This is a genomic window from Mesorhizobium sp. M0830, from assembly GCF_040319965.1.
Lineage (GTDB): Bacteria > Pseudomonadota > Alphaproteobacteria > Rhizobiales > Rhizobiaceae > Mesorhizobium.
Genome location: NZ_JAMYOR010000042.1, coordinates 23,281 through 39,828, shown reverse-complemented (window position 1 = coordinate 39,828; position 16,548 = coordinate 23,281). Strand labels below are relative to the sequence as shown.

Here is a 16,548-nt window from a genome sequence, read left to right as displayed (position 1 = left end):
CCAATCGACAGTCGTCCTCGCCGAAGCATTCTCGCGCATGCACCCTTCGGTCGATGCTCCCAAAGCCTAGCGACATGCACTGAACATTCTTTGATCGAAAGCAAAGTCCGCGCGGATTTTGCCGCACTCGTGCCTAGGGTAAGCTGAGGAGCACTCATCGGCGCGATATTAAAAGCTGCCGCCTGCGGAAAGCCTTTCGGTGGCCCCGTGGGCGGATGGCTCTCGAGATCTCGCAAGCGGGCATGCACGCACCCGTGCCCTATGTGCGCAGTGGAAACTTCGTGATAACCAGTGGCTTTCAGTTACGGCGATGCAATCGTAAAATGCCCGACCTTTGGACGGGTGCCTTTTCCCACCCAATCGGGAATTGGACTGCCCAAGATCAAAAAAGACAATGACATTAGTATGATATACAGCAAACTTGCCATTGCCCCGATGATGGATTGGACGGACCGGCATTGCCGGTTCTTTCACCGCCAGCTGACACGCCGTGCGCTGCTCTACACCGAGATGGTGGTGGCCGACGCCGTCATCCATGGTGCGCGTGAGCGACTTCTCGGCTTCGATGAGACGGAACATCCGGTCGCGTTGCAGCTCGGCGGCTCCGATCCGCAAAAGCTTGCCGAGGCGGCGCGCATCGGCGAAGCTTTTGGGTACGACGAGATCAACCTCAATGTCGGCTGTCCGTCGGACCGTGTTCAGTCGGGTACGTTCGGCGCCTGCCTGATGAAGGTGCCTGACCTCGTCGCCGACTGCGTCGCTGCGATGAAAGCGGCTGTGACAATTCCCGTCACCGTCAAATGCCGCATTGGCGTCGACGAGCAGGACCCGGAGCCGGCGCTCGACGCGCTGACGGACGGTGTTTTCGACGCTGGCGCCGACGCGCTGTGGGTGCATGCGCGCAAGGCATGGCTCGAAGGGCTGAGCCCCAAGGAAAACCGCGACGTTCCGCCGCTCGACTATGACAGGGTCTATCGACTGAAGGCCAGAAACCAGAACAAATTCATTGGCATCAATGGCGGAATTCAGTCGATTGATGAGGCGCAGGCGCATCTCCGTCATGTCGACGGCGCTATGCTTGGCCGCGCCGCCTACCACTCGCCCGGCATTCTGGTCGGCGTGGACGCCGCCTTCTACGGCGCCAAGCCCGACACGTTCGATTTCGCCGCGCTGATCGACGTCATGGCCGACTATGCGGCACGTCATATCGAGCAGGGCGGGCGGCTTGGCCATGTCACACGTCACATGGTCGGGCTGTTCCACCGATTGCCGGGGGCGCGCCGCTACCGCCAGATCCTGTCCACCGAGGCGAACCGGCCCGGAGCCGGACCGGACGTGCTGAAGACGGCCTTTGCCGCTGTCGAGCTCAGTGGAGTGGAAGCCGAAGCGGCCTGAGTTTGAGAGCCGGAGCTCAATCCCTGAGGATCATGCGGTCGCCGCGCACATCGAAGCCCGACAGCGAGCCGATGAAATTCATGCCAAGCAGGCTCTGGCTCAGCATGCCGGGTGCGGCGATCATCACCGGCATGTCCTTGCGCGTGATGCCGCCGATCGCAATCTGATCGGTTCTCACGGCCGCGGCGCGTGCTACGCCGTTGGCGGTCGAAACTGAAATGGTGTAGTTGAGCGCCGCTGGATTGAATCCGGCGGCTTGCGCGTCTTCCGACGTCAGCACCGTGCTGGTCGCGCCGGTATCGACTATCGCTCGAACCGGGTTGCCGTTGACCAGGATACGCGCTTCGAAATGGCCGTTGTCCGCCTTGTCGAGCGTCACCGTGGCGTGACCGTCTTCGACGCCGAGCGCCAGCGGGCTGCCGGGGACCAGGCCTGCCGTCACGCGGCTGGCGACATCCTGCAGTTCATAGCGGTATTGATAGCCGGCGATCAGCGCGAGCACGATGGCCGCCCAGGCGCCGAGGTTGCGGGCCATGGCGCCCAACGGCCGGCCCGAGCGAAGCAGGCCGGCGCCGATCAGGACGCCGAAAGCGCCAAGCCAGATCAGCCGGCTGAAATCGTAGTTCTCGACGCCGAGCGTACTGCCGGCAGAATCGTTGAGCATGAGCAGGACTGCTCCCACCCCGGTCGCTGCCATCAGGATCCAGAAAAGCCGGCTCATTAGCACCTCACGAAAGCGCGTCGCGTTCGCGCGCCACGCGGCTGCGGCGCGTTTCCCGGCGCGGTCGGCGCTCGATCGTTTCCAGCCGGGCCGGCAATTCGGCCATGACGCTGCGGCGCGTTTCCGGCGTCATCCCGATCCAGGCACCGATTTCCTCACGCGTGCGACCGCACCCGAAACAGAAGCCGGTTTTCATATCGATCGAACAGACCAGGATGCACGGGGATTCGATGGCCGTCATGACTTTCTCTTGAGGTTTCCATCCGGAATCCTCGTTCCATCTCCACATGGTGCAACCGCAGAGCCAATGCAAGCCCTTGCGATGGCGCCCTTGGCGGCCAGCCTTGCGGCAAATTCAGGACCATGATCCAGGAGGTTGTGCCGACGACGCAAGGCGGCTATGCCGCTCACCTACTCCAGGGAATGATCGCCAACGAGATGACCAGCGCGCTGCCTTTCGACGATTTTCGCAACCTGTTGGCCAATCTGCCGGCGGCCGACACGACGGCCGGGGCCCGCGTGCGCACGCTGTTCGCCAAGGCCGACAAACCAGGCAATTCGCTCGGCCGCATCGAGGACATCGCCGCGTGGCTGGCCGCCTGGAGCGGGCGGGCTCCGCCAGCCGTCACAAGACCGCTGATGGCGGTCTTTGCCGGCAATCACGGCGCCACACGCCACGGCATTTCGCCACGCCCGGTGGCGGCGACTGCCAACGCGGTCGAACTTTGCGCGGCCGGAGGTGCGGCGATCAACCAGATCTGCATTGCCAACGATCTCGGGCTGAAGATCTTCGATCTTGCCCTGCACATTCCGACCGCAGATATCACCTGTGATGCCGCGCTCGACGAGCGCGACTGCGCCGCCACCATGGCTTTCGGCATGGAAGCGATCGCCGGCGGCACCGATCTTTTGTGCCTCGGCGATCTCGGCGTCGGCAACTCCACGGTCGCTGCAGCTCTGTTTGCGGCGTTGTTCGGGGGCAGGGGCGTAGACTGGGTCGGCCCGGGGTCGGGCGCCGATGCGACGATGCAGGCGCGCAAGGCAGACGTGGTCGATGCTGCGCTGGCCTCTCACGGTAGCCATCTCGGCGACCCGCTCGAGGTGATGCGCCGGGTCGGCGGCCGTGAGTTCGCAGCGATTGCCGGCGCCATCCTTGCCGCGCGCATGCAGAAGATCCCAGTGCTGCTCGACGGGCTTGCCGCAACGGCCGCCGCAGCGGTGCTGCATACCGCCAACCCCGCCGCGCTCGACCATTGCCTGCTTGCCAGCCTGTCGCCAGAACCTGCACACGCCCGGGCTGCTCAACGCCTCGGCCTGCGCCCGTTGCTTGATCTTGGCATCAGCCATGGCGAAGGGGCAGGGGCCGCCCTTGCCGCGGGTCTGGTCAAGGCCGCCGCGCTGACCAGTTCGGGCATGGCGGCTGCGGTACGCGGCTAGAGAGACCGGCACACCGCATCTCAACAGCTTCGACTATCGCCGCCGAGCTGCTACCGCCGCGGTCGGCAGCGCCGGCAATTCTTCCATTACCCGGCTCAGCGGGAAGATGGCTATCGCCTCTGTCCCTTCGCGCAGCCTGGAATGAAGTTCGAACTCTCCGCCATGCATGGCAAGCAGGCCTTGAACGATCGGCAGGCCAAGGCCGGTTCCCTGCTCGGCGCTCTTGATGGCGATCGAGCCCTGGCCGAAGGCGGAAAGCACAATCGGAATTTCGTCTTCCGGTATGCCTGGCCCATTGTCCTTGATCGAAATGTACTGCCCGCCGCCCGCCGTCCAGCCGACGCGGACACGAATCTCGCCTCCGGTGCCGGTGAACTTGATGGCATTCGACAGAAGGTTGAGCGCGATCTGCCGCACCGCCCGCTCATCGGCGAACAAGCGTGGCAATTCATGCTCGAAATCCTGGACGATGCGTATATCCTTATTGCGCGCCCTCAGCTCCATCATGTGGCAGCAATCCTCGACGATACCGAGCAGCATCACGGGCTCTTCATTGAGCTGGTAGCGGCCAGCCTCGATGCGCGACAGGTCGAGGATCTCATTGATCAGGTCGAGTAGATGCTGGCCGGATTCGTGCACGTCGTGGGCGTAGTCGCGATAGGTGGGGTTGCTCATCGGTCCCAGCACCTCGTTCGACATCACCTCGGAAAAACCGAGAATGGCATTGAGCGGTGTGCGCAGTTCATGGCTCATCGAGGCGAGGAACCGTGATTTCGCCAGATTGGCATCTTCGGCCCGCCGCCGCGCCTCGTCCGACATTGATTTCGCCGTCTCCAGTTCGGCGATCAGCGCGTCCTTTTCGGAGCGGAACGACAACAACATCAGGGACGAGCGGTTGAGGTGACGGGCGACATAGGCGAAGAAGGGCAGCGACACGACCAGCAGCCCGGCCATGATTACCTCGATCGGGATCCATAGCTTGACGCCGCCATAAGCGTAGAGTGCCACCGGGACGGCAAACGTCGCCAACAGCGCTCCGCCCAGGGACGAGGTCATCACCGCGGTCGCCGCCATGGCGAACAACAGCACCACGGCCTTGACGACGTGGAACGGGTCGACCGCGCAGACGCTGCAGCCAAGCCGGACGAACCATGCCCAGCCGAGACCGCACAGGAAATGGCCGATCAGGAATTCCCGTCGTGTTTGCAAAGGGTTGAGCTCGGAAGCTTCAGTGCGCTCGATGCGCCGCGCCATGAAGGCGACGATGGTGTAGCAGGTCAGCATGAACAGGGCCCAGAGGCCGATCTCGTTGCCGACGCCGGCCAGCCGGCTACCCGCCGCGATCACCAGAACGAGAAGCGGGACGGCGATTGCGCCGCTGGTCATCGCCCGGGCGTGGAGTTTCAGAAGTTCGCGATCGAAATCGGGATTGCCTGCCTGCTGCGAAAGACGGTCACGCGTCTTGCGCACCGCGCGTGCCACATCGCTGTTGCGATGAGGTTTCCTGCGGTCCACAATGAACTTGTCCGCTGTGTTCGAGCGTTGCAAGGGCATCAAAACTTCAATTATGCGAGCAGCGGTTTCCAAGTGTTAAGCTACGTTCGAATGATTAACCAACCGTTTGCCATATGAGCCGTTCATGGTCGCCAAGGCGGCGCCGACCATACTTTGCGCGACCCCGAAGCCTGTGGCGCCGGCTGGTCGATTACGGGCTTACCGCCATCATTCTCGGGCTGTTGATCCTGCTGGCGGCCCGCCTCGACCGCGTGGAAACCCGCAAGACGGAAGGTGCGGCTATCGTCATTGACGGCGATTCGATCACGCTCGGTGCCGAGCGCATCCGTATGCGCGGCATCGATGCTCCGGAATATACGCAGACCTGCCGCAGGAACGGCACCGATTATCCCTGCGGCACGCTTGCGCGCCAGTCGCTGGTGCGCCTGATCGGTGGCCAGCTCGTCTCCTGTACCGGCTGGCAGCGTGACCGCTATGGCCGGCTTCTCGGCAACTGCAACGCCGGCGGAAAGGACCTCAACCGGGCGCAGGTCGAGGCGGGCTGGGCGGTTGCCTATGGCGACTTCGAAAGCGAGGAAGCCACGGCCCGTGAGGGAAGGGCCGGCATCTGGGCCGGGACGTTCGACCAGCCCCAGGACTGGCGCGATAGCCATCACGGCCAAGTCGTCGAGAGAAAGCATGGCGCACTGGCATCGATTGGCGACGCCGCGCGCGAGATTTTTCGCTTCTGGTGATCCGCATCGTGTAATTGGACCGCGAACGAATGGGAGGATGGAGATGAAGCTCTTCGACGGTGGCCGGGCGCCCAATCCACGACGGGTCCGCGTTTTCCTCGCCGAAAAAGGCATCACGGTTCCGCAGGTAGCCGTCGACATGGGTGCTCTCGAGCACAGGCAACAGGCGATCAGCTCTCGCAACCCTTTGCAACGCCTGCCGGTGCTGGAGCTCGACGACGGCACCATCATCACCGAATCCGTCGCCATCTGCCGCTATTTCGAGGAACTGCATCCCGAACCAGCCCTGTTCGGCCGTGGCGCACTCGGCAAGGCGCAGGTCGAGATGTGGCAGCGACGGATGGAGTTCAACTTGCTCAGCTGCGTCACGCAGGCGTTTCGCCACATCCATCCGGCCATGAAGGAATGGGAAATCCCGCAGATCCCCGAATGGGGCGAGGCCAACAAGCCGAAGGCCGTGCAGTTCCTCAAACTGTTGGATGTTGAGCTGGGCAATCGAGAATTCATCGCCGGTGACAGCTATTCGATCGCCGATATCACCGGCCTGATCGCCGTCGATTTCATGAAGCCGGCACGCATCAAGATACCGGATGAATGCACAAATGTGCTGCGTTGGCACCAAGCCGTCTCCAGTCGTCCGAGCGCATCAGCCTGAAAATGACTGTCGAACTCGACAGGCTCACTGCCAAGATTCGCGCTTGCCGCATCTGCGTGGAGAATCCTGTCGGCAAGCCGTTGCCGCACGAACCGCGTCCGGTGCTGCGACCCTCGTCCAGCGCCCGCATCCTGATCGCCAGCCAGGCGCCGGGGACCAAGGTGCACCTGTCGGGCATGCCGTTCACCGATGCTTCCGGCGACCGCCTGCGCAGCTGGCTGGGCGTGACGAGCGACGAATTCTACGACATCGAAAAATTCGCGATCGTGCCGATGGGCTTTTGCTTTCCCGGCCAGGACGCCAAGGGTGGAGACCTGCCGCCGAGGCGCGAATGCGCACCGGCCTGGCGCGCGCCCTTGATGGCTCTGATGCCACGGATCGACCTGGTGCTGACGATCGGCATCTATGCACAGTCCTGGCACATGGGTGCCGAGCGCCGGCCCTCATTGACGCAAACAGTGATGGACTGGCGCGCGCTCTGGGAGAATTCCGTCGGGCCGAAAGTGCTGCCGCTGCCCCATCCGTCGTGGCGAAATACCGGCTGGCTCAAGAGGAATCCCTGGTTTGAAATGGATTTGCTGCCTTTCCTGCGGTCGGAAATCCGCTATCGCCTTTGTTGACCTTTCGGCAAGAAATCACCCGATTTTTGCCCGATTGGCAGAATTTCTTTCTTGTGAAAGGTCGAAATAAGGGGGAGTATAGCCAAACTATTCCCAAAGCGCGTCGCGCCCGAGGGCACGCGACGCGCTTTGAGTTTTACGCATGTCGCTATCCCAAACCGCTACCACTTTGGGCGACACGCACCAGGGAGCACGCAATGGATCGCCTCGATAGAAAAATTCTCCGCCTGTTGCAGGAGGACGCGACACTCGCGGTCGCCGATGTCGCCAAGAAAGTCGGGCTGTCGACGACGCCTTGCTGGCGGCGCATCCAGAAGCTCGAGGAAGAGGGCGTCATCAAGCGGCGCGTCGCCATTCTCGACCATGAAAAGATCAATGTGCGCGTCACCGTCTTCGTGTCGATCCGCACCAATTCGCATAGTCATGAGTGGCTGAGGCGCTTCTCGGAAGTCATCCAGGAGTTTCCCGAAGTGGTCGAGTTCTACCGGATGAGCGGCGACGTCGATTATCTCTTGCGCGTCGTGGTTCCGGACATCGCTGCCTATGACGCGTTCTACAAACGGCTGATCGCCAAGATCGAGATTCGCGACGTGTCGTCGTCCTTCGCCATGGAGCAGATCAAGTACACCACGGAAATCCCGCTTGACTACATGGTGCTGGACAAGGAGTCGGGCGCCAACGCTGCCTGAGCTGACCCCTTGCGCAAGGTTTTTCCGCTTAATCTTTCTTTTTGTTGAGGAAACTCCAGGGAGAATTTACTGGCAGCGTGACTGTGTCCGGCACGCTGTCGGCAGCGACGACCTCTGCCTTGCGGACGCTGTAGCCCGACTGGATGACGCTGACGCCGTCGAGAATGAACAGCTGGCTCTTCTCCATCTCCGGCTTCAGCGCACCGGTGACAGCGACCGGCTGATAAGCTTCCGACATCTTGTAGGGGTGAGCAGGTGTGACCAGTACGATCTGGTTGGGCGGTGGCGTCGGCATGTGGCTGCATGCGCCAGTCCACGGCACCAGCAGGAACTGATAGACAAGGTCGCCGTCGCGATCGACGGGCAATGCATAGCCGGCCAACTGAATGCTTTTGTCCTGCAGATCGAGGGATAGCGTCTCGCCGTGGTCCGGCAATTTTGCCGCGATCATCGGCAACCCGACGTTTTCAGCGGCCGCTTGCGCAGCAGGGCGCAGATCCTTCCAGAATATGTGCGCGGTCTCCGCCGAGGCATCGCCGATGGAAACAGCAAATGCCGCAGCCAGGACCGCAACTGATTTGAGGCGATTGTTCATGGACTCCATTCTTCGCCAAGCTGCTGCCCGCATCGAGTCAAACCGTCGTGATTCGAGCGCATTTTTGCAGATCCCGGATCGCGCTGCGCCATCAATCCACATTCTCGCTCGCAATTCGATCGCCGTTGTGGGGTAGCGCTATCGGGGCCTTGCCAGCGACCTCGCGGGAAACGGGACACGAATAAATTGCTTGGGAAAGAGCCGAAAATGGCTTGCCCGGTCGCGACTGCGGAGCAGAAAATAGATCGGCCATAGGATGCGAACCGTGCGCGTCCGTGTCCACCGACCTCGCCAGAACATGGAGAAGTACCATGCCAGCCAGCGATGATCTCAAGGGGCTGATGAAATTCCTTACCCGTGAGCAATGGCGCGAATGTTTCGAAGAGGTGCTCGACGACCATTTCGGCCCAGTTCTCGAAGCCTACGACATGGATTTCGAAGACCTCACCGAAATCCTCGGCGAGGTTTGGGCAATGACCGTTTGGGGCTGCGCCTTCGAGGACTTTCTGAGCCTGGACTTCGAGGGTGAACCCGGCAACATCGTCGATGACTATGTCAAGCGTCGAGGCTGGAAGGAAAATGCGCAATCCAAGGCTTATATGATGGCGTTACGGACGTCCGTCATGAGCCTGTATGAAGTAAGCAACGTCGTGCCTGGACAATCTCTTGTGGCGCGTGACCTTATCCGCGGAGGTGAACCTATCAACGTTAGCGAGGGCACCGCCACGAAGATGTTGAAACAGTGGGATAAGATCGCTGCACGGGTCGTGCCTGTCATGGGCAAAAACGTCCTTGCGGGCGGTGTCTTGCCGTTCACGCCGCAGGCTACGGAAGCATTGTTCGACGGACTGCGCGGCGCGTTCGGGAAAAGAAATGCAAAGAAGCTGCCCGCGTTGAGGAATGAAGAGCTGCAGGCGGCGGCATCCATGTTCACACTGTCATGGTTGTTTGACACCCTCAATAGGATGATGGAGAGACCGACGCTACGAAATAGCGATGGCGATGACATCGTATTCCATGATGTCCGCTTTCCCTTGGCATCGGGCGTGGCGCCGGAAGAGATTGCTTCTCGATTGAACACCATTCGGGGGATGTCACAAGAAAACGCGAACTTCTGGAACTGGCTGGAAGAGACACCACAAGGCAGAGACAAGCCAAAAGCGGCGAAGGCACCTACAATCGACATCACGGCGGATAGCGGTTCGTGTGTGCTGGGCAATGCCGAACTGAAGGGGCGCTTCCTCCATCTGTCCACCAACTCCGCAGAGCGAGCTGCAAGAGGGACGGCCTTGGTTCGCCAAGCCCTCGGCGATCTAGCGCGGACCCCCCTCACTGAAATCCGCACTGTCGAGCAGATGTTGGCCGAACGATCTGGCAAGCATGTCGAAACGCCGTCATCGAGTGCGCCACCAGAAATCGCCGAACAGGGCGTTCACGAGTTCTTGGATCGGCATTATCTGGAAACTCTTGATCAGCCCGTCGCAATGTTGGGGAACAAAACACCGCGTCAGGCCGCCAAAACCCCGGCCGGCCGCCGAAAGGTCGCCGATTGGCTGAAGTATCTCGAAAACCAGACAGCCAAACAACCAGACCCTGTCAATCCGATGGCTACCTATAGTTTTGAATGGATTTGGAAAGAGCTCGGCCTTCGGGACCTGCGTCAATAGTGCGCTGCCATTTGCTCATCCATCGATGCACCATCGGCGCGAACTGATCGCGTCACGCGTCAGCCTTTCTTGGCGATCCGCTCGAACGTCTTGGCATTGGAAAGTTCGTTGACAGCGTCCTTGCCGATCCAGCGCGCGGTCCTATCGGTCGACTGCGCCAGTCGTTCGGCGACGGCAAGCGCGGCGCCGTGCATAGCCATCGATCGTTTGCCGATCGATCGAAGCGCCCAGTTCACGGCTTTCTTCACGAAATTGCGGCTGTCGGTGGCATGCGCTTCGATGATCGGCAGGAAGGCGAGGAAGCTTGTCTCTGGTTCTTTCTTCCGGTGAACGGCAGACCATGCCATCATCGCAAAGGCCGTGCGCCGAACGAATTCCCGTTCGTCGGCCGCGAACTCGCCGATCAGTTCCTTCCAGGCGTCGGTGTCGACGAAGAGGTCGGAGACGCCGTCGACGATATCCCAGGAATCGAAAGACGCCGCCCATCTCCTTGCATCTTCAGCAGAAAACCGCTGCGGGTCAGCCGTGACGGAAGCGATGAACTGCGCCTCCACGATACCCGTCTCCCACAGCTCGAAGGCGCGCTCGTGGTTGCGTTTGATCTTCCTGGCGATCTGCCGCTGTACGCCATGCGTTATGCCAAGGGCGCGGTCGATCCTGATGCCGTAGCGCAACATGCCGAGGCGGTTCTCCTCCGAGCCAATGGCGCGCAGATGGTCGACAATTTCCGCGGCACTGGATTGAGGCGAGAGTTCCGCCATCGCAGAAACCTATTTTTCCAGCCGCGCCAGCAGCGAGGACGTATCCCAGCGCTTGCCGCCCATTGCCTGCACATCCTTGTAGAACTGGTCGACAAGCGCAGTCACCGGCAATTTGGCACCGTTGCGGTCGGCTTCCGCCAGACAGATGCCGAGGTCCTTGCGCATCCAATCGACGGCGAAGCCGAAATCATACTTGCCGGCATTCATCGTCTTGTGGCGGTTCTCCATCTGCCAGGAACCGGCCGCGCCCTTGGAGATGACCTCGATCACCTTCTCGATGTCGAGCCCGGCCTTCTTGCCGAAATGGATGCCTTCGGCCAGCCCTTGCACGAGGCCGGCGATGGTGATCTGGTTGATCATCTTGGTGAGCTGGCCAGCACCGGCCGACCCCATCAAGCCAACCATGCGAGCAAAGGCATCTATGACGGGCCTGGCTCTGTCGAAAGCGTCCTGCTCGCCACCGACCATGACGGTCAGGAGGCCATTCTCGGCGCCGGCCTGGCCACCGGAGACCGGCGCGTCGAGGAACGAAAAGCCGCGTGCTTGCGCCGCCGTCGCCAGCTCGCGTGCGACCTCGGCCGAGGCCGTGGTGTTGTCGATGAAGACCGAACCCTTCTTCATCGTCTGGAAGGCTCCGTCCGCGCCCGTCGTCACCGAACGCAAATCGTCGTCATTGCCGACGCAGGAAAAGACAAAATCCTTGCCCTCGGCGGCCTGCGCCGGCGTCGCCGCAAGGCTGCCGCCGTGCTGGCCTACCCAATGCTCGGCCTTGGCCTTGGTGCGGTTGTAGACGGTGACGTCGTGCCCACCCTTGTTCCTCAAGTGCCCGGCCATTGGATAGCCCATCACGCCAAGACCCAGAAATGCCACGGATGCCATGAGCTTACCCTTCAGAATGGAAACGGAATTTGCTGCGAAAGCTCTAGGCCCTGCGCCCAATTCGTCAAGACGCGTGTGACCAGATCGACTGGTGCAGCCAATTTGAAAATGGTCAGCGTTTCAGGTGAACGGTGATCCGGCGCTCGATCCATTCAACGCCATGGCGCAAGATCTCGACCATCACCAGATAGACGAGAGCGACCCAGATATAGGCCTGAATGTCGAACGAGTTGGCGAAGGCGAGCTTTGCATTGCCCATCAGATCATAGACCGTGATGATGGCGACGATGGCGGACGCCTTGACCATCAGGATCAGTTCATTGCCATAGGGACGCAAGGCAACGATCAAGGCTTGGGGCAGGATGATCTTGCGCAATGTCTGCAGTTTGTGCAGGCCGAGCGATGCTGCCCCTTCCCATTGCCCACGAGGCACGCTCTCGATGGCGCCGCGTAGAATCTCGGCCTGGTAGGCGGCAGTGTTGAGCGAAAAGGCAAAGACGCCGCAATTGAACGCGTCCTTGAAAAAATCCCAGAGGCCAACCGACTGCAGTTCGACCCTGAACGAGCCTAATCCATAATAGACTAGATAGGTCTGAACCAGCAGCGGCGTGCCACGGAAGAAATAGACATAGCAATAGGCGAGGCCGGACAGAATCCGATTGCTGGACATGCGCCCATAGGCGACAGGCACCGAAAGCATTGCGCCGAGGACCATCGATATGGAAACCAGCGCGAGCGTTACCCCAAGCCCTCGCAAATAGGCGGGCGCATATTTGGCGAAGAAATCGGCGTTCCAAGCGATGACCAGATAGCTGACGATGCCAGCGCCGAATAGGATCCACAGGCAGACCAGCGCATAACCGGCAATACGCCTGCGCGGCCAACCCCGCGCCTGGGGCGGCGGCCGTTCGACCATGGCGGCTGTAGCGCTCATCGCTGCGCCTCCCGCCGGCCAAGCGAACGCAGAATTGCACCGGTGGCAAAGGACGACACGACGGCGAGGCCGAGAAACACCAGCGAGGCCACGCCGAAGAACAGGAAAGCGTGCTTGGTAACGCGGGCGGCAATGCTGGCGTTGCGCAGCGTCTCGGCCAAGCCGACGACTGACACCAGGGACGTGTCCTTGAGCAGGCTTAGCCAGCAGTTCTCCAGTCCGGGAAACGCGATGCGCAGCAGCTGCGGCACGATCACCTTGCGCATGGTCAGCCAGTTGGAAAGCCCGATGGCGTAGCCGCCCTCATATTGGCCCTTCGGTATGGCGCGGAAGGCCGAAAGGAAAACCTCGCTGGCATAGGACGAGAAGATCAGCGCGAGCACGATCATGCCGGCGACGAAGCTGTTGACGTCGATGGTGGCGTCCGGCCGGAAATACCTGACGAGATGCTGCAGCAGGATCGGCATGCCGAAGAAGAACAGGAAAAGCGTCACCAGTTCCGGCAGGCCGCGAAAGACCGTGGTGTAGATGTTGGCGGCAAGGCGCAGCGATGGTTCTTCGGACTGCTTGGCAAGAGCAATGAAAAAGCCGATCGTCAATCCGATTGGCAACGTGGCAAGGGCAAGCGCAACGGTGATCAGTGCGCCATAGGCGATATCGTCAAGCCAGCCATCGGGTCCCCAACTGAGAAGTGTCCATATGCTCTGGGCTGGCATCGACAGGTCTTATCTCCACGGCGTTCCCGAACGAATAGAAAGACGGCGAAGAAGTTCCCCGCCGTCTTCACCCTAGTTTATCAGGACTCGGCGCCGTAGACGTCGAACTTAAAGTACTTGTCGTTGATTTCCTTGTATTTTCCATTGGCGCGGATGGCGTCGATGGCCGTGTTGAGCTTGTTGACCAGGTCGGTCTCGCCCTTGCGCACGGCAATGCCGGCGCCTGGCCCGAAGATCTCGACTGGTTGCGGCGACGGCTGGCCGAGGATCTTGCAGCATGCGCCGTCGGGCGAATCCAGCCACTGCTGCAGCACGACGATATCGTCCTCGATTGCGTCGAGACGACCATTGGCAAGATCTGCCTGCTCCTCGGGGCTGCTCGGATAGCCCTTGACGGTGCTGTCGGTGTAGGTCTTCGAGGCATAGTTGAAATGCGTGGTGGTGGTGGCCACGCCGATGGTCTTGCCGGCGAGATCTTCCTTGGTCACGCCTTTCAGCGTGCTGTCCTTCGGCACGGCGATCGCCGACGGCGTGTTGTAGTATTTGTGCGAGAAGTCGACCTTCTCCATCCGCTCTGGAGTGATCGACATCGAGGCGACGATAGCGTCGAACTTGCCTGCCTGAAGAGCGGGAATGATGCCGTCCCAATCCTGGGCGACGAAGGTGCACTTGACCTTCATTTCATCACAAAGCGCCTTGGCGATGTCGATGTCGAAGCCGACGAGTTGGCCATCGGCGGTGAGGTTGTTGAATGGCGGGTAGGCGCCTTCGGTGCCGATCCTCAGGGTCTTTTCCTGGGCCTGGGCTACGCCGAGCGTCAACAGCGCGGCCGAAGCGGCGAGCGCGATACGCAGTGCAATACGCATGATAATCCTCTCTTTATGGTCCCGGCCGTCGTTCCAAACGGCTCTGTGGGGCGGTGCTTTTGGCCGCCCGCTGGCGCGATACTCCCACTCTTTCCGAGAAAAAAGCAACTGCAAAACCGCAAAAACGGGGAAGGCTATTCTGCCGCTGCGTCAGCGCTCAAGCAACGAGCCCAGTGGTGCGCTCAATGAAGTCGGCTATCGACTTTGCATCGTCGAGATCGAACACCGGCAGGGGACCGCCTTCAGCCGCAAAATCGGCGGCGACGGCGACGATGTTGGGATCACTTGCCGATAGTGGCGTGCGGTCTTTCGCGTCCAGCCGGCGGGTTTCGATCTTGCGGTGGGCCTCGCGCTTGTAGCCCTCGACCAGCACCAGGTCGCAAGGCGCGAGCCGTGATAGAATCACCTCCAGCGTCGGCTCATCCTCACCACGCAGTTCGTGCATCAGCGCCCAGCGGGTTCCCGACACGATCGCGACTTCCGTGGCGCCCGCCTGCCTATGGCGGTAGCTGTCGGCACCCGGCTTGTCGATGTCGAAATCGTGGTGCGCGTGTTTCACCGTCGACACTTTCCAGCCGCGCCGAACAAGTTCGGCGACCAGTTTTTCCGTCAATGTCGTCTTGCCGGAGTTTTTCCAACCGGTGATGCCGAAGACGCGTCTGTTCATGATTTCATGCTGCAACAGACCTTCGGCAGCGACAAGATCATCAGGCTGGTTGATGTTGAAGAAAGGGTCGACCGGGTGGCCCGCCGACTGAAGAAGCGGGAATTCCACCTCGACGAAGCCGTGCCGGTCGATGAAAGCCGAAACCCGCCTGATATCTTCATCGACCAGAAAGTGCCGCAGGGCGTCGCGACAGTCCGTCGGCCAGAGCGCGAAGGTCGGGTGCCGCTTGCCGCCCGAGCAAGCGACGACAATCGAAGCTGGACTTTGATCGGCGGCGGCCGCCAGTCGATCGACAAGATCCAGCGGCAGGAAGGGCGTGTCGCCGGCAGCGGTGACGATCGCCTTGCAAGCCGTGTTGGCCGCGGCCCATTCGAGGCCAGTCAGGATTCCGGCAAGCGGCCCGGCAAAGCCGGTCACCGTGTCGGCAAGCACCGGCAGTCCAAGGCGCGAGAACCGCGCCGGATCGCCGTTGGCGCTAAGCGCGAGAGGGCCGATCTGCGGGCCAAAGCGCGAGATGACCTGGTCGAGTACACAACCGCTGCCAAGCGGCAACAGGGTCTTGTCGCCACCGCCCATCCGTCTCGAACGGCCGCCGGCCAGAATGATCCCCGCAACATCTCGCTTCATGCCATCGAGCCTGTACGCCTGCCGCCGAAAATCACAAGAACCTTCAAATGGCTTGGCTAGATTCCGTCGGGAACCATTGCCGGTCCGGTGCTTTCGGCGACGATCTTTCGCCTGCCGACCACTCGTTCGCGGTAAAGCGCGTAGAGGCCGGAGCCGATGATGATGGTGGCGCCGATGATCATCGGCAGATCTGGAATATCGGCGAAGATGAACAGGCCAAGCAGGATCGACCAGATCAGGGCCGTATAGCGGAACGGCGCGATGAAGGAGATGTCGCCCGAGCGCATCGCCATGATGATGAACTGGTAACCGATGAGCACCAGCACGGCGGCCAGGGCCAACAGGGCGGTGCTGTTGCCCGCCATCGGTGTCCAGCCCCCCATCGGCAACAACAGCGCCGCGCCGACGACAGTCATGGCAAGCGCGGTCGCCGTCGACACCAGCAGGGTGGGAATAGCCTTGGGAATCCGCTTGGTGCTGAGATCGCGCACCGCACAACAAGCGACGCTGGCCAGTGCCGACAGCGAGTAGATGCTGAAGCCTTCGAAGCCAGGCCGCACGATGATCAGCACGCCACCAAATCCGACGGCGATGGCCAGCCAGCGCCGCCAGCCGACAGCCTCGCCGAAGACGAGTGCCGCGCCCATCGTCACCGCCAGCGGCAGCGCCTGTAGCACCGCCGAAACATTGGCGATCGGCAAATGGGCGAGGGCGACGAGAAAACTCACCGTTGCGCCGGCTTCGCTGATCACGCGCATGGCCACCAGCGGCTGCAGCATCGACCCGGGGCGGGCAAGCGCGCCGCGCTGCCAGGCGAGCAAGCCGACGAAGAGCGAAGCGAACGCACCGCGGATCAACATGACTTGCGCCATGTTCATCGATTGCGACGAGTATTTGGTGATGGCGTCGTTGAGGGTGAAGCCGGCCATCGCCACCACCATGAACAACGCGCCGCGAAGATTTGGAGACAGGGGCAAGACGACTACCGGTTCTGTTTTGCAGCAAGCCTGTAACAGCCGGGCATGAAACAGCAATAACAAAGGGCTGGGCCACAGCCTCGTTTGTGGCCC

The 16,548-nt window shown here is 61.3% G+C and carries 18 protein-coding genes and 1 pseudogene; 7 read left to right on the top strand and 12 right to left on the bottom strand.

Annotated features, from left to right (window positions below; all coding sequences use genetic code 11):
• The first annotated feature begins 405 nt into the window (after nucleotides 1–405).
• Entirely contained in the window at nucleotides 406–1,395 is a 990-nt protein-coding gene (gene dusA / locus NKI20_RS22645; protein WP_352834429.1) for a tRNA dihydrouridine(20/20a) synthase DusA, read from the top strand.
• A 16-nt stretch (nucleotides 1,396–1,411) separates the two neighbouring features.
• Here the strand turns inward: dusA and NKI20_RS22640 are convergent, their stop codons facing one another.
• Both NKI20_RS22640 and NKI20_RS22635 read right to left on the bottom strand, forming a co-directional pair.
• Nucleotides 1,412–2,116 carry a TIGR02281 family clan AA aspartic protease gene (locus NKI20_RS22640; protein ID WP_352834426.1) on the bottom strand — a complete coding sequence of 235 codons (705 nt, stop codon included), beginning with the start codon at nucleotides 2,114–2,116 and terminating at the stop codon, nucleotides 1,412–1,414.
• Between the two features lie 7 nt (nucleotides 2,117–2,123).
• The gene (locus NKI20_RS22635; protein ID WP_352605133.1) at nucleotides 2,124–2,357 is read right to left on the bottom strand and encodes a DUF1289 domain-containing protein; all 234 of its coding nucleotides are present in this window, start codon (nucleotides 2,355–2,357) and stop codon (nucleotides 2,124–2,126) included.
• 197 nt (nucleotides 2,358–2,554) lie between these two features.
• Here NKI20_RS22635 and NKI20_RS22630 point away from each other — a divergent pair, with 197 nt between their 5' ends.
• The gene (locus NKI20_RS22630; protein ID WP_352834471.1) at nucleotides 2,555–3,553 is read left to right on the top strand and encodes a nicotinate-nucleotide--dimethylbenzimidazole phosphoribosyltransferase; all 999 of its coding nucleotides are present in this window, start codon (nucleotides 2,555–2,557) and stop codon (nucleotides 3,551–3,553) included.
• Nucleotides 3,554–3,586: 33 nt separating this feature from the next.
• On the opposite strand, the gene NKI20_RS22625 is transcribed toward NKI20_RS22630, so the two are convergent.
• On the bottom strand, nucleotides 3,587–5,107 hold the full coding sequence (locus NKI20_RS22625; RefSeq protein ID WP_023759186.1) for a sensor histidine kinase: 1,521 nt from the start codon (nucleotides 5,105–5,107) through the stop codon (nucleotides 3,587–3,589).
• A 74-nt stretch (nucleotides 5,108–5,181) separates the two neighbouring features.
• Between NKI20_RS22625 and NKI20_RS22620 the strand changes: the two genes are divergently transcribed.
• From NKI20_RS22620 to NKI20_RS22605, 4 genes are all read left to right on the top strand, one after another.
• Nucleotides 5,182–5,802, top strand: coding sequence for a thermonuclease family protein (locus NKI20_RS22620; protein WP_352834421.1), 621 nt, complete (start codon nucleotides 5,182–5,184; stop codon nucleotides 5,800–5,802).
• 43 nt (nucleotides 5,803–5,845) lie between these two features.
• Nucleotides 5,846–6,457, top strand: a complete 612-nt coding sequence (locus NKI20_RS22615) for a glutathione S-transferase (protein WP_352834418.1) — start codon at nucleotides 5,846–5,848, stop codon at nucleotides 6,455–6,457.
• A complete protein-coding gene (locus tag NKI20_RS22610; protein ID WP_352834415.1) occupies nucleotides 6,397–7,077 on the top strand; it encodes a uracil-DNA glycosylase family protein in 681 nt (226 codons plus the stop codon). Before NKI20_RS22615 ends, NKI20_RS22610 begins: the two co-directional genes overlap by 61 nt.
• Before the next feature lie 197 nt (nucleotides 7,078–7,274).
• A complete protein-coding gene (locus tag NKI20_RS22605) occupies nucleotides 7,275–7,766 on the top strand; it encodes an Lrp/AsnC family transcriptional regulator (RefSeq protein WP_023759182.1) in 492 nt (163 codons plus the stop codon).
• 28 nt (nucleotides 7,767–7,794) lie between these two features.
• On the opposite strand, the gene NKI20_RS22600 is transcribed toward NKI20_RS22605, so the two are convergent.
• Nucleotides 7,795–8,361, bottom strand: coding sequence for a DUF3299 domain-containing protein (locus NKI20_RS22600; RefSeq protein ID WP_502898150.1), 567 nt, complete (start codon nucleotides 8,359–8,361; stop codon nucleotides 7,795–7,797).
• 311 nt (nucleotides 8,362–8,672) lie between these two features.
• On the opposite strand from NKI20_RS22600, the gene NKI20_RS22595 reads away from it, so the two are divergent.
• Nucleotides 8,673–10,028, top strand: a complete 1,356-nt coding sequence (locus tag NKI20_RS22595) for a DUF7986 domain-containing protein (protein WP_352834408.1) — start codon at nucleotides 8,673–8,675, stop codon at nucleotides 10,026–10,028.
• Between the two features lie 59 nt (nucleotides 10,029–10,087).
• On the opposite strand, the gene NKI20_RS22590 is transcribed toward NKI20_RS22595, so the two are convergent.
• The 8 genes and pseudogenes from NKI20_RS22590 to NKI20_RS22555 all read right to left on the bottom strand — a co-directional run bounded on the left by NKI20_RS22590 (nucleotide 10,088) and on the right by NKI20_RS22555 (nucleotide 16,455).
• Nucleotides 10,088–10,789 (bottom strand): DNA alkylation repair protein, encoded by a 702-nt coding sequence (locus NKI20_RS22590; RefSeq protein ID WP_352834405.1) that lies wholly within the window; start codon nucleotides 10,787–10,789, stop codon nucleotides 10,088–10,090.
• A gap of 9 nt (nucleotides 10,790–10,798) precedes the next feature.
• Nucleotides 10,799–11,668: an NAD(P)-dependent oxidoreductase gene (locus NKI20_RS22585; RefSeq protein WP_352834402.1), complete on the bottom strand. Its 870-nt coding sequence runs from the start codon at nucleotides 11,666–11,668 to the stop codon at nucleotides 10,799–10,801.
• A 112-nt stretch (nucleotides 11,669–11,780) separates the two neighbouring features.
• A complete protein-coding gene (locus NKI20_RS22580; RefSeq protein ID WP_352605147.1) occupies nucleotides 11,781–12,602 on the bottom strand; it encodes an ABC transporter permease in 822 nt (273 codons plus the stop codon).
• A complete protein-coding gene (locus NKI20_RS22575; protein WP_352834398.1) occupies nucleotides 12,599–13,318 on the bottom strand; it encodes an ABC transporter permease in 720 nt (239 codons plus the stop codon). Before NKI20_RS22575 ends, NKI20_RS22580 begins: the two co-directional genes overlap by 4 nt.
• An 80-nt stretch (nucleotides 13,319–13,398) precedes the next feature.
• Nucleotides 13,399–14,184 (bottom strand): ABC transporter substrate-binding protein, encoded by a 786-nt coding sequence (locus NKI20_RS22570; RefSeq protein WP_352834395.1) that lies wholly within the window; start codon nucleotides 14,182–14,184, stop codon nucleotides 13,399–13,401.
• Nucleotides 14,185–14,341: 157 nt separating this feature from the next.
• Nucleotides 14,342–14,851, bottom strand: coding sequence for a molybdopterin-guanine dinucleotide biosynthesis protein B (gene mobB / locus NKI20_RS22565; RefSeq protein WP_352834468.1), 510 nt, complete (start codon nucleotides 14,849–14,851; stop codon nucleotides 14,342–14,344).
• A gap of 9 nt (nucleotides 14,852–14,860) precedes the next feature.
• Nucleotides 14,861–15,478, bottom strand: a pseudogene (mobA, locus tag NKI20_RS22560) (molybdenum cofactor guanylyltransferase MobA); the annotation flags it as partial.
• Nucleotides 15,479–15,534: 56 nt separating this feature from the next.
• Nucleotides 15,535–16,455: a DMT family transporter gene (locus tag NKI20_RS22555; RefSeq protein ID WP_352834392.1), complete on the bottom strand. Its 921-nt coding sequence runs from the start codon at nucleotides 16,453–16,455 to the stop codon at nucleotides 15,535–15,537.
• Nucleotides 16,456–16,548: the final 93 nt, after the last annotated feature.

What these genes read in the sequence shown, in the direction of transcription:
- dusA (WP_352834429.1), top strand. Translation starts at nt 406, where the DNA reads ATGATATACAGCAAACTTGCCATTGCCCCGATGATGGATTGGACGGAC.
- NKI20_RS22640 (WP_352834426.1), bottom strand. Translation starts at nt 2,116, where the DNA reads ATGAGCCGGCTTTTCTGGATCCTGATGGCAGCGACCGGGGTGGGAGCA.
- NKI20_RS22635 (WP_352605133.1), bottom strand. Translation starts at nt 2,357, where the DNA reads ATGACGGCCATCGAATCCCCGTGCATCCTGGTCTGTTCGATCGATATG.
- NKI20_RS22630 (WP_352834471.1), top strand. Translation starts at nt 2,555, where the DNA reads ATGACCAGCGCGCTGCCTTTCGACGATTTTCGCAACCTGTTGGCCAAT.
- NKI20_RS22625 (WP_023759186.1), bottom strand. Translation starts at nt 5,107, where the DNA reads ATGCCCTTGCAACGCTCGAACACAGCGGACAAGTTCATTGTGGACCGC.
- NKI20_RS22620 (WP_352834421.1), top strand. Translation starts at nt 5,182, where the DNA reads ATGAGCCGTTCATGGTCGCCAAGGCGGCGCCGACCATACTTTGCGCGA.
- NKI20_RS22615 (WP_352834418.1), top strand. Translation starts at nt 5,846, where the DNA reads ATGAAGCTCTTCGACGGTGGCCGGGCGCCCAATCCACGACGGGTCCGC.
- NKI20_RS22610 (WP_352834415.1), top strand. Translation starts at nt 6,397, where the DNA reads ATGCACAAATGTGCTGCGTTGGCACCAAGCCGTCTCCAGTCGTCCGAG.
- NKI20_RS22605 (WP_023759182.1), top strand. Translation starts at nt 7,275, where the DNA reads ATGGATCGCCTCGATAGAAAAATTCTCCGCCTGTTGCAGGAGGACGCG.
- NKI20_RS22600 (WP_502898150.1), bottom strand. Translation starts at nt 8,361, where the DNA reads ATGAACAATCGCCTCAAATCAGTTGCGGTCCTGGCTGCGGCATTTGCT.
- NKI20_RS22595 (WP_352834408.1), top strand. Translation starts at nt 8,673, where the DNA reads ATGCCAGCCAGCGATGATCTCAAGGGGCTGATGAAATTCCTTACCCGT.
- NKI20_RS22590 (WP_352834405.1), bottom strand. Translation starts at nt 10,789, where the DNA reads ATGGCGGAACTCTCGCCTCAATCCAGTGCCGCGGAAATTGTCGACCAT.
- NKI20_RS22585 (WP_352834402.1), bottom strand. Translation starts at nt 11,668, where the DNA reads ATGGCATCCGTGGCATTTCTGGGTCTTGGCGTGATGGGCTATCCAATG.
- NKI20_RS22580 (WP_352605147.1), bottom strand. Translation starts at nt 12,602, where the DNA reads ATGAGCGCTACAGCCGCCATGGTCGAACGGCCGCCGCCCCAGGCGCGG.
- NKI20_RS22575 (WP_352834398.1), bottom strand. Translation starts at nt 13,318, where the DNA reads ATGCCAGCCCAGAGCATATGGACACTTCTCAGTTGGGGACCCGATGGC.
- NKI20_RS22570 (WP_352834395.1), bottom strand. Translation starts at nt 14,184, where the DNA reads ATGCGTATTGCACTGCGTATCGCGCTCGCCGCTTCGGCCGCGCTGTTG.
- mobB (WP_352834468.1), bottom strand. Translation starts at nt 14,851, where the DNA reads ATGAACAGACGCGTCTTCGGCATCACCGGTTGGAAAAACTCCGGCAAG.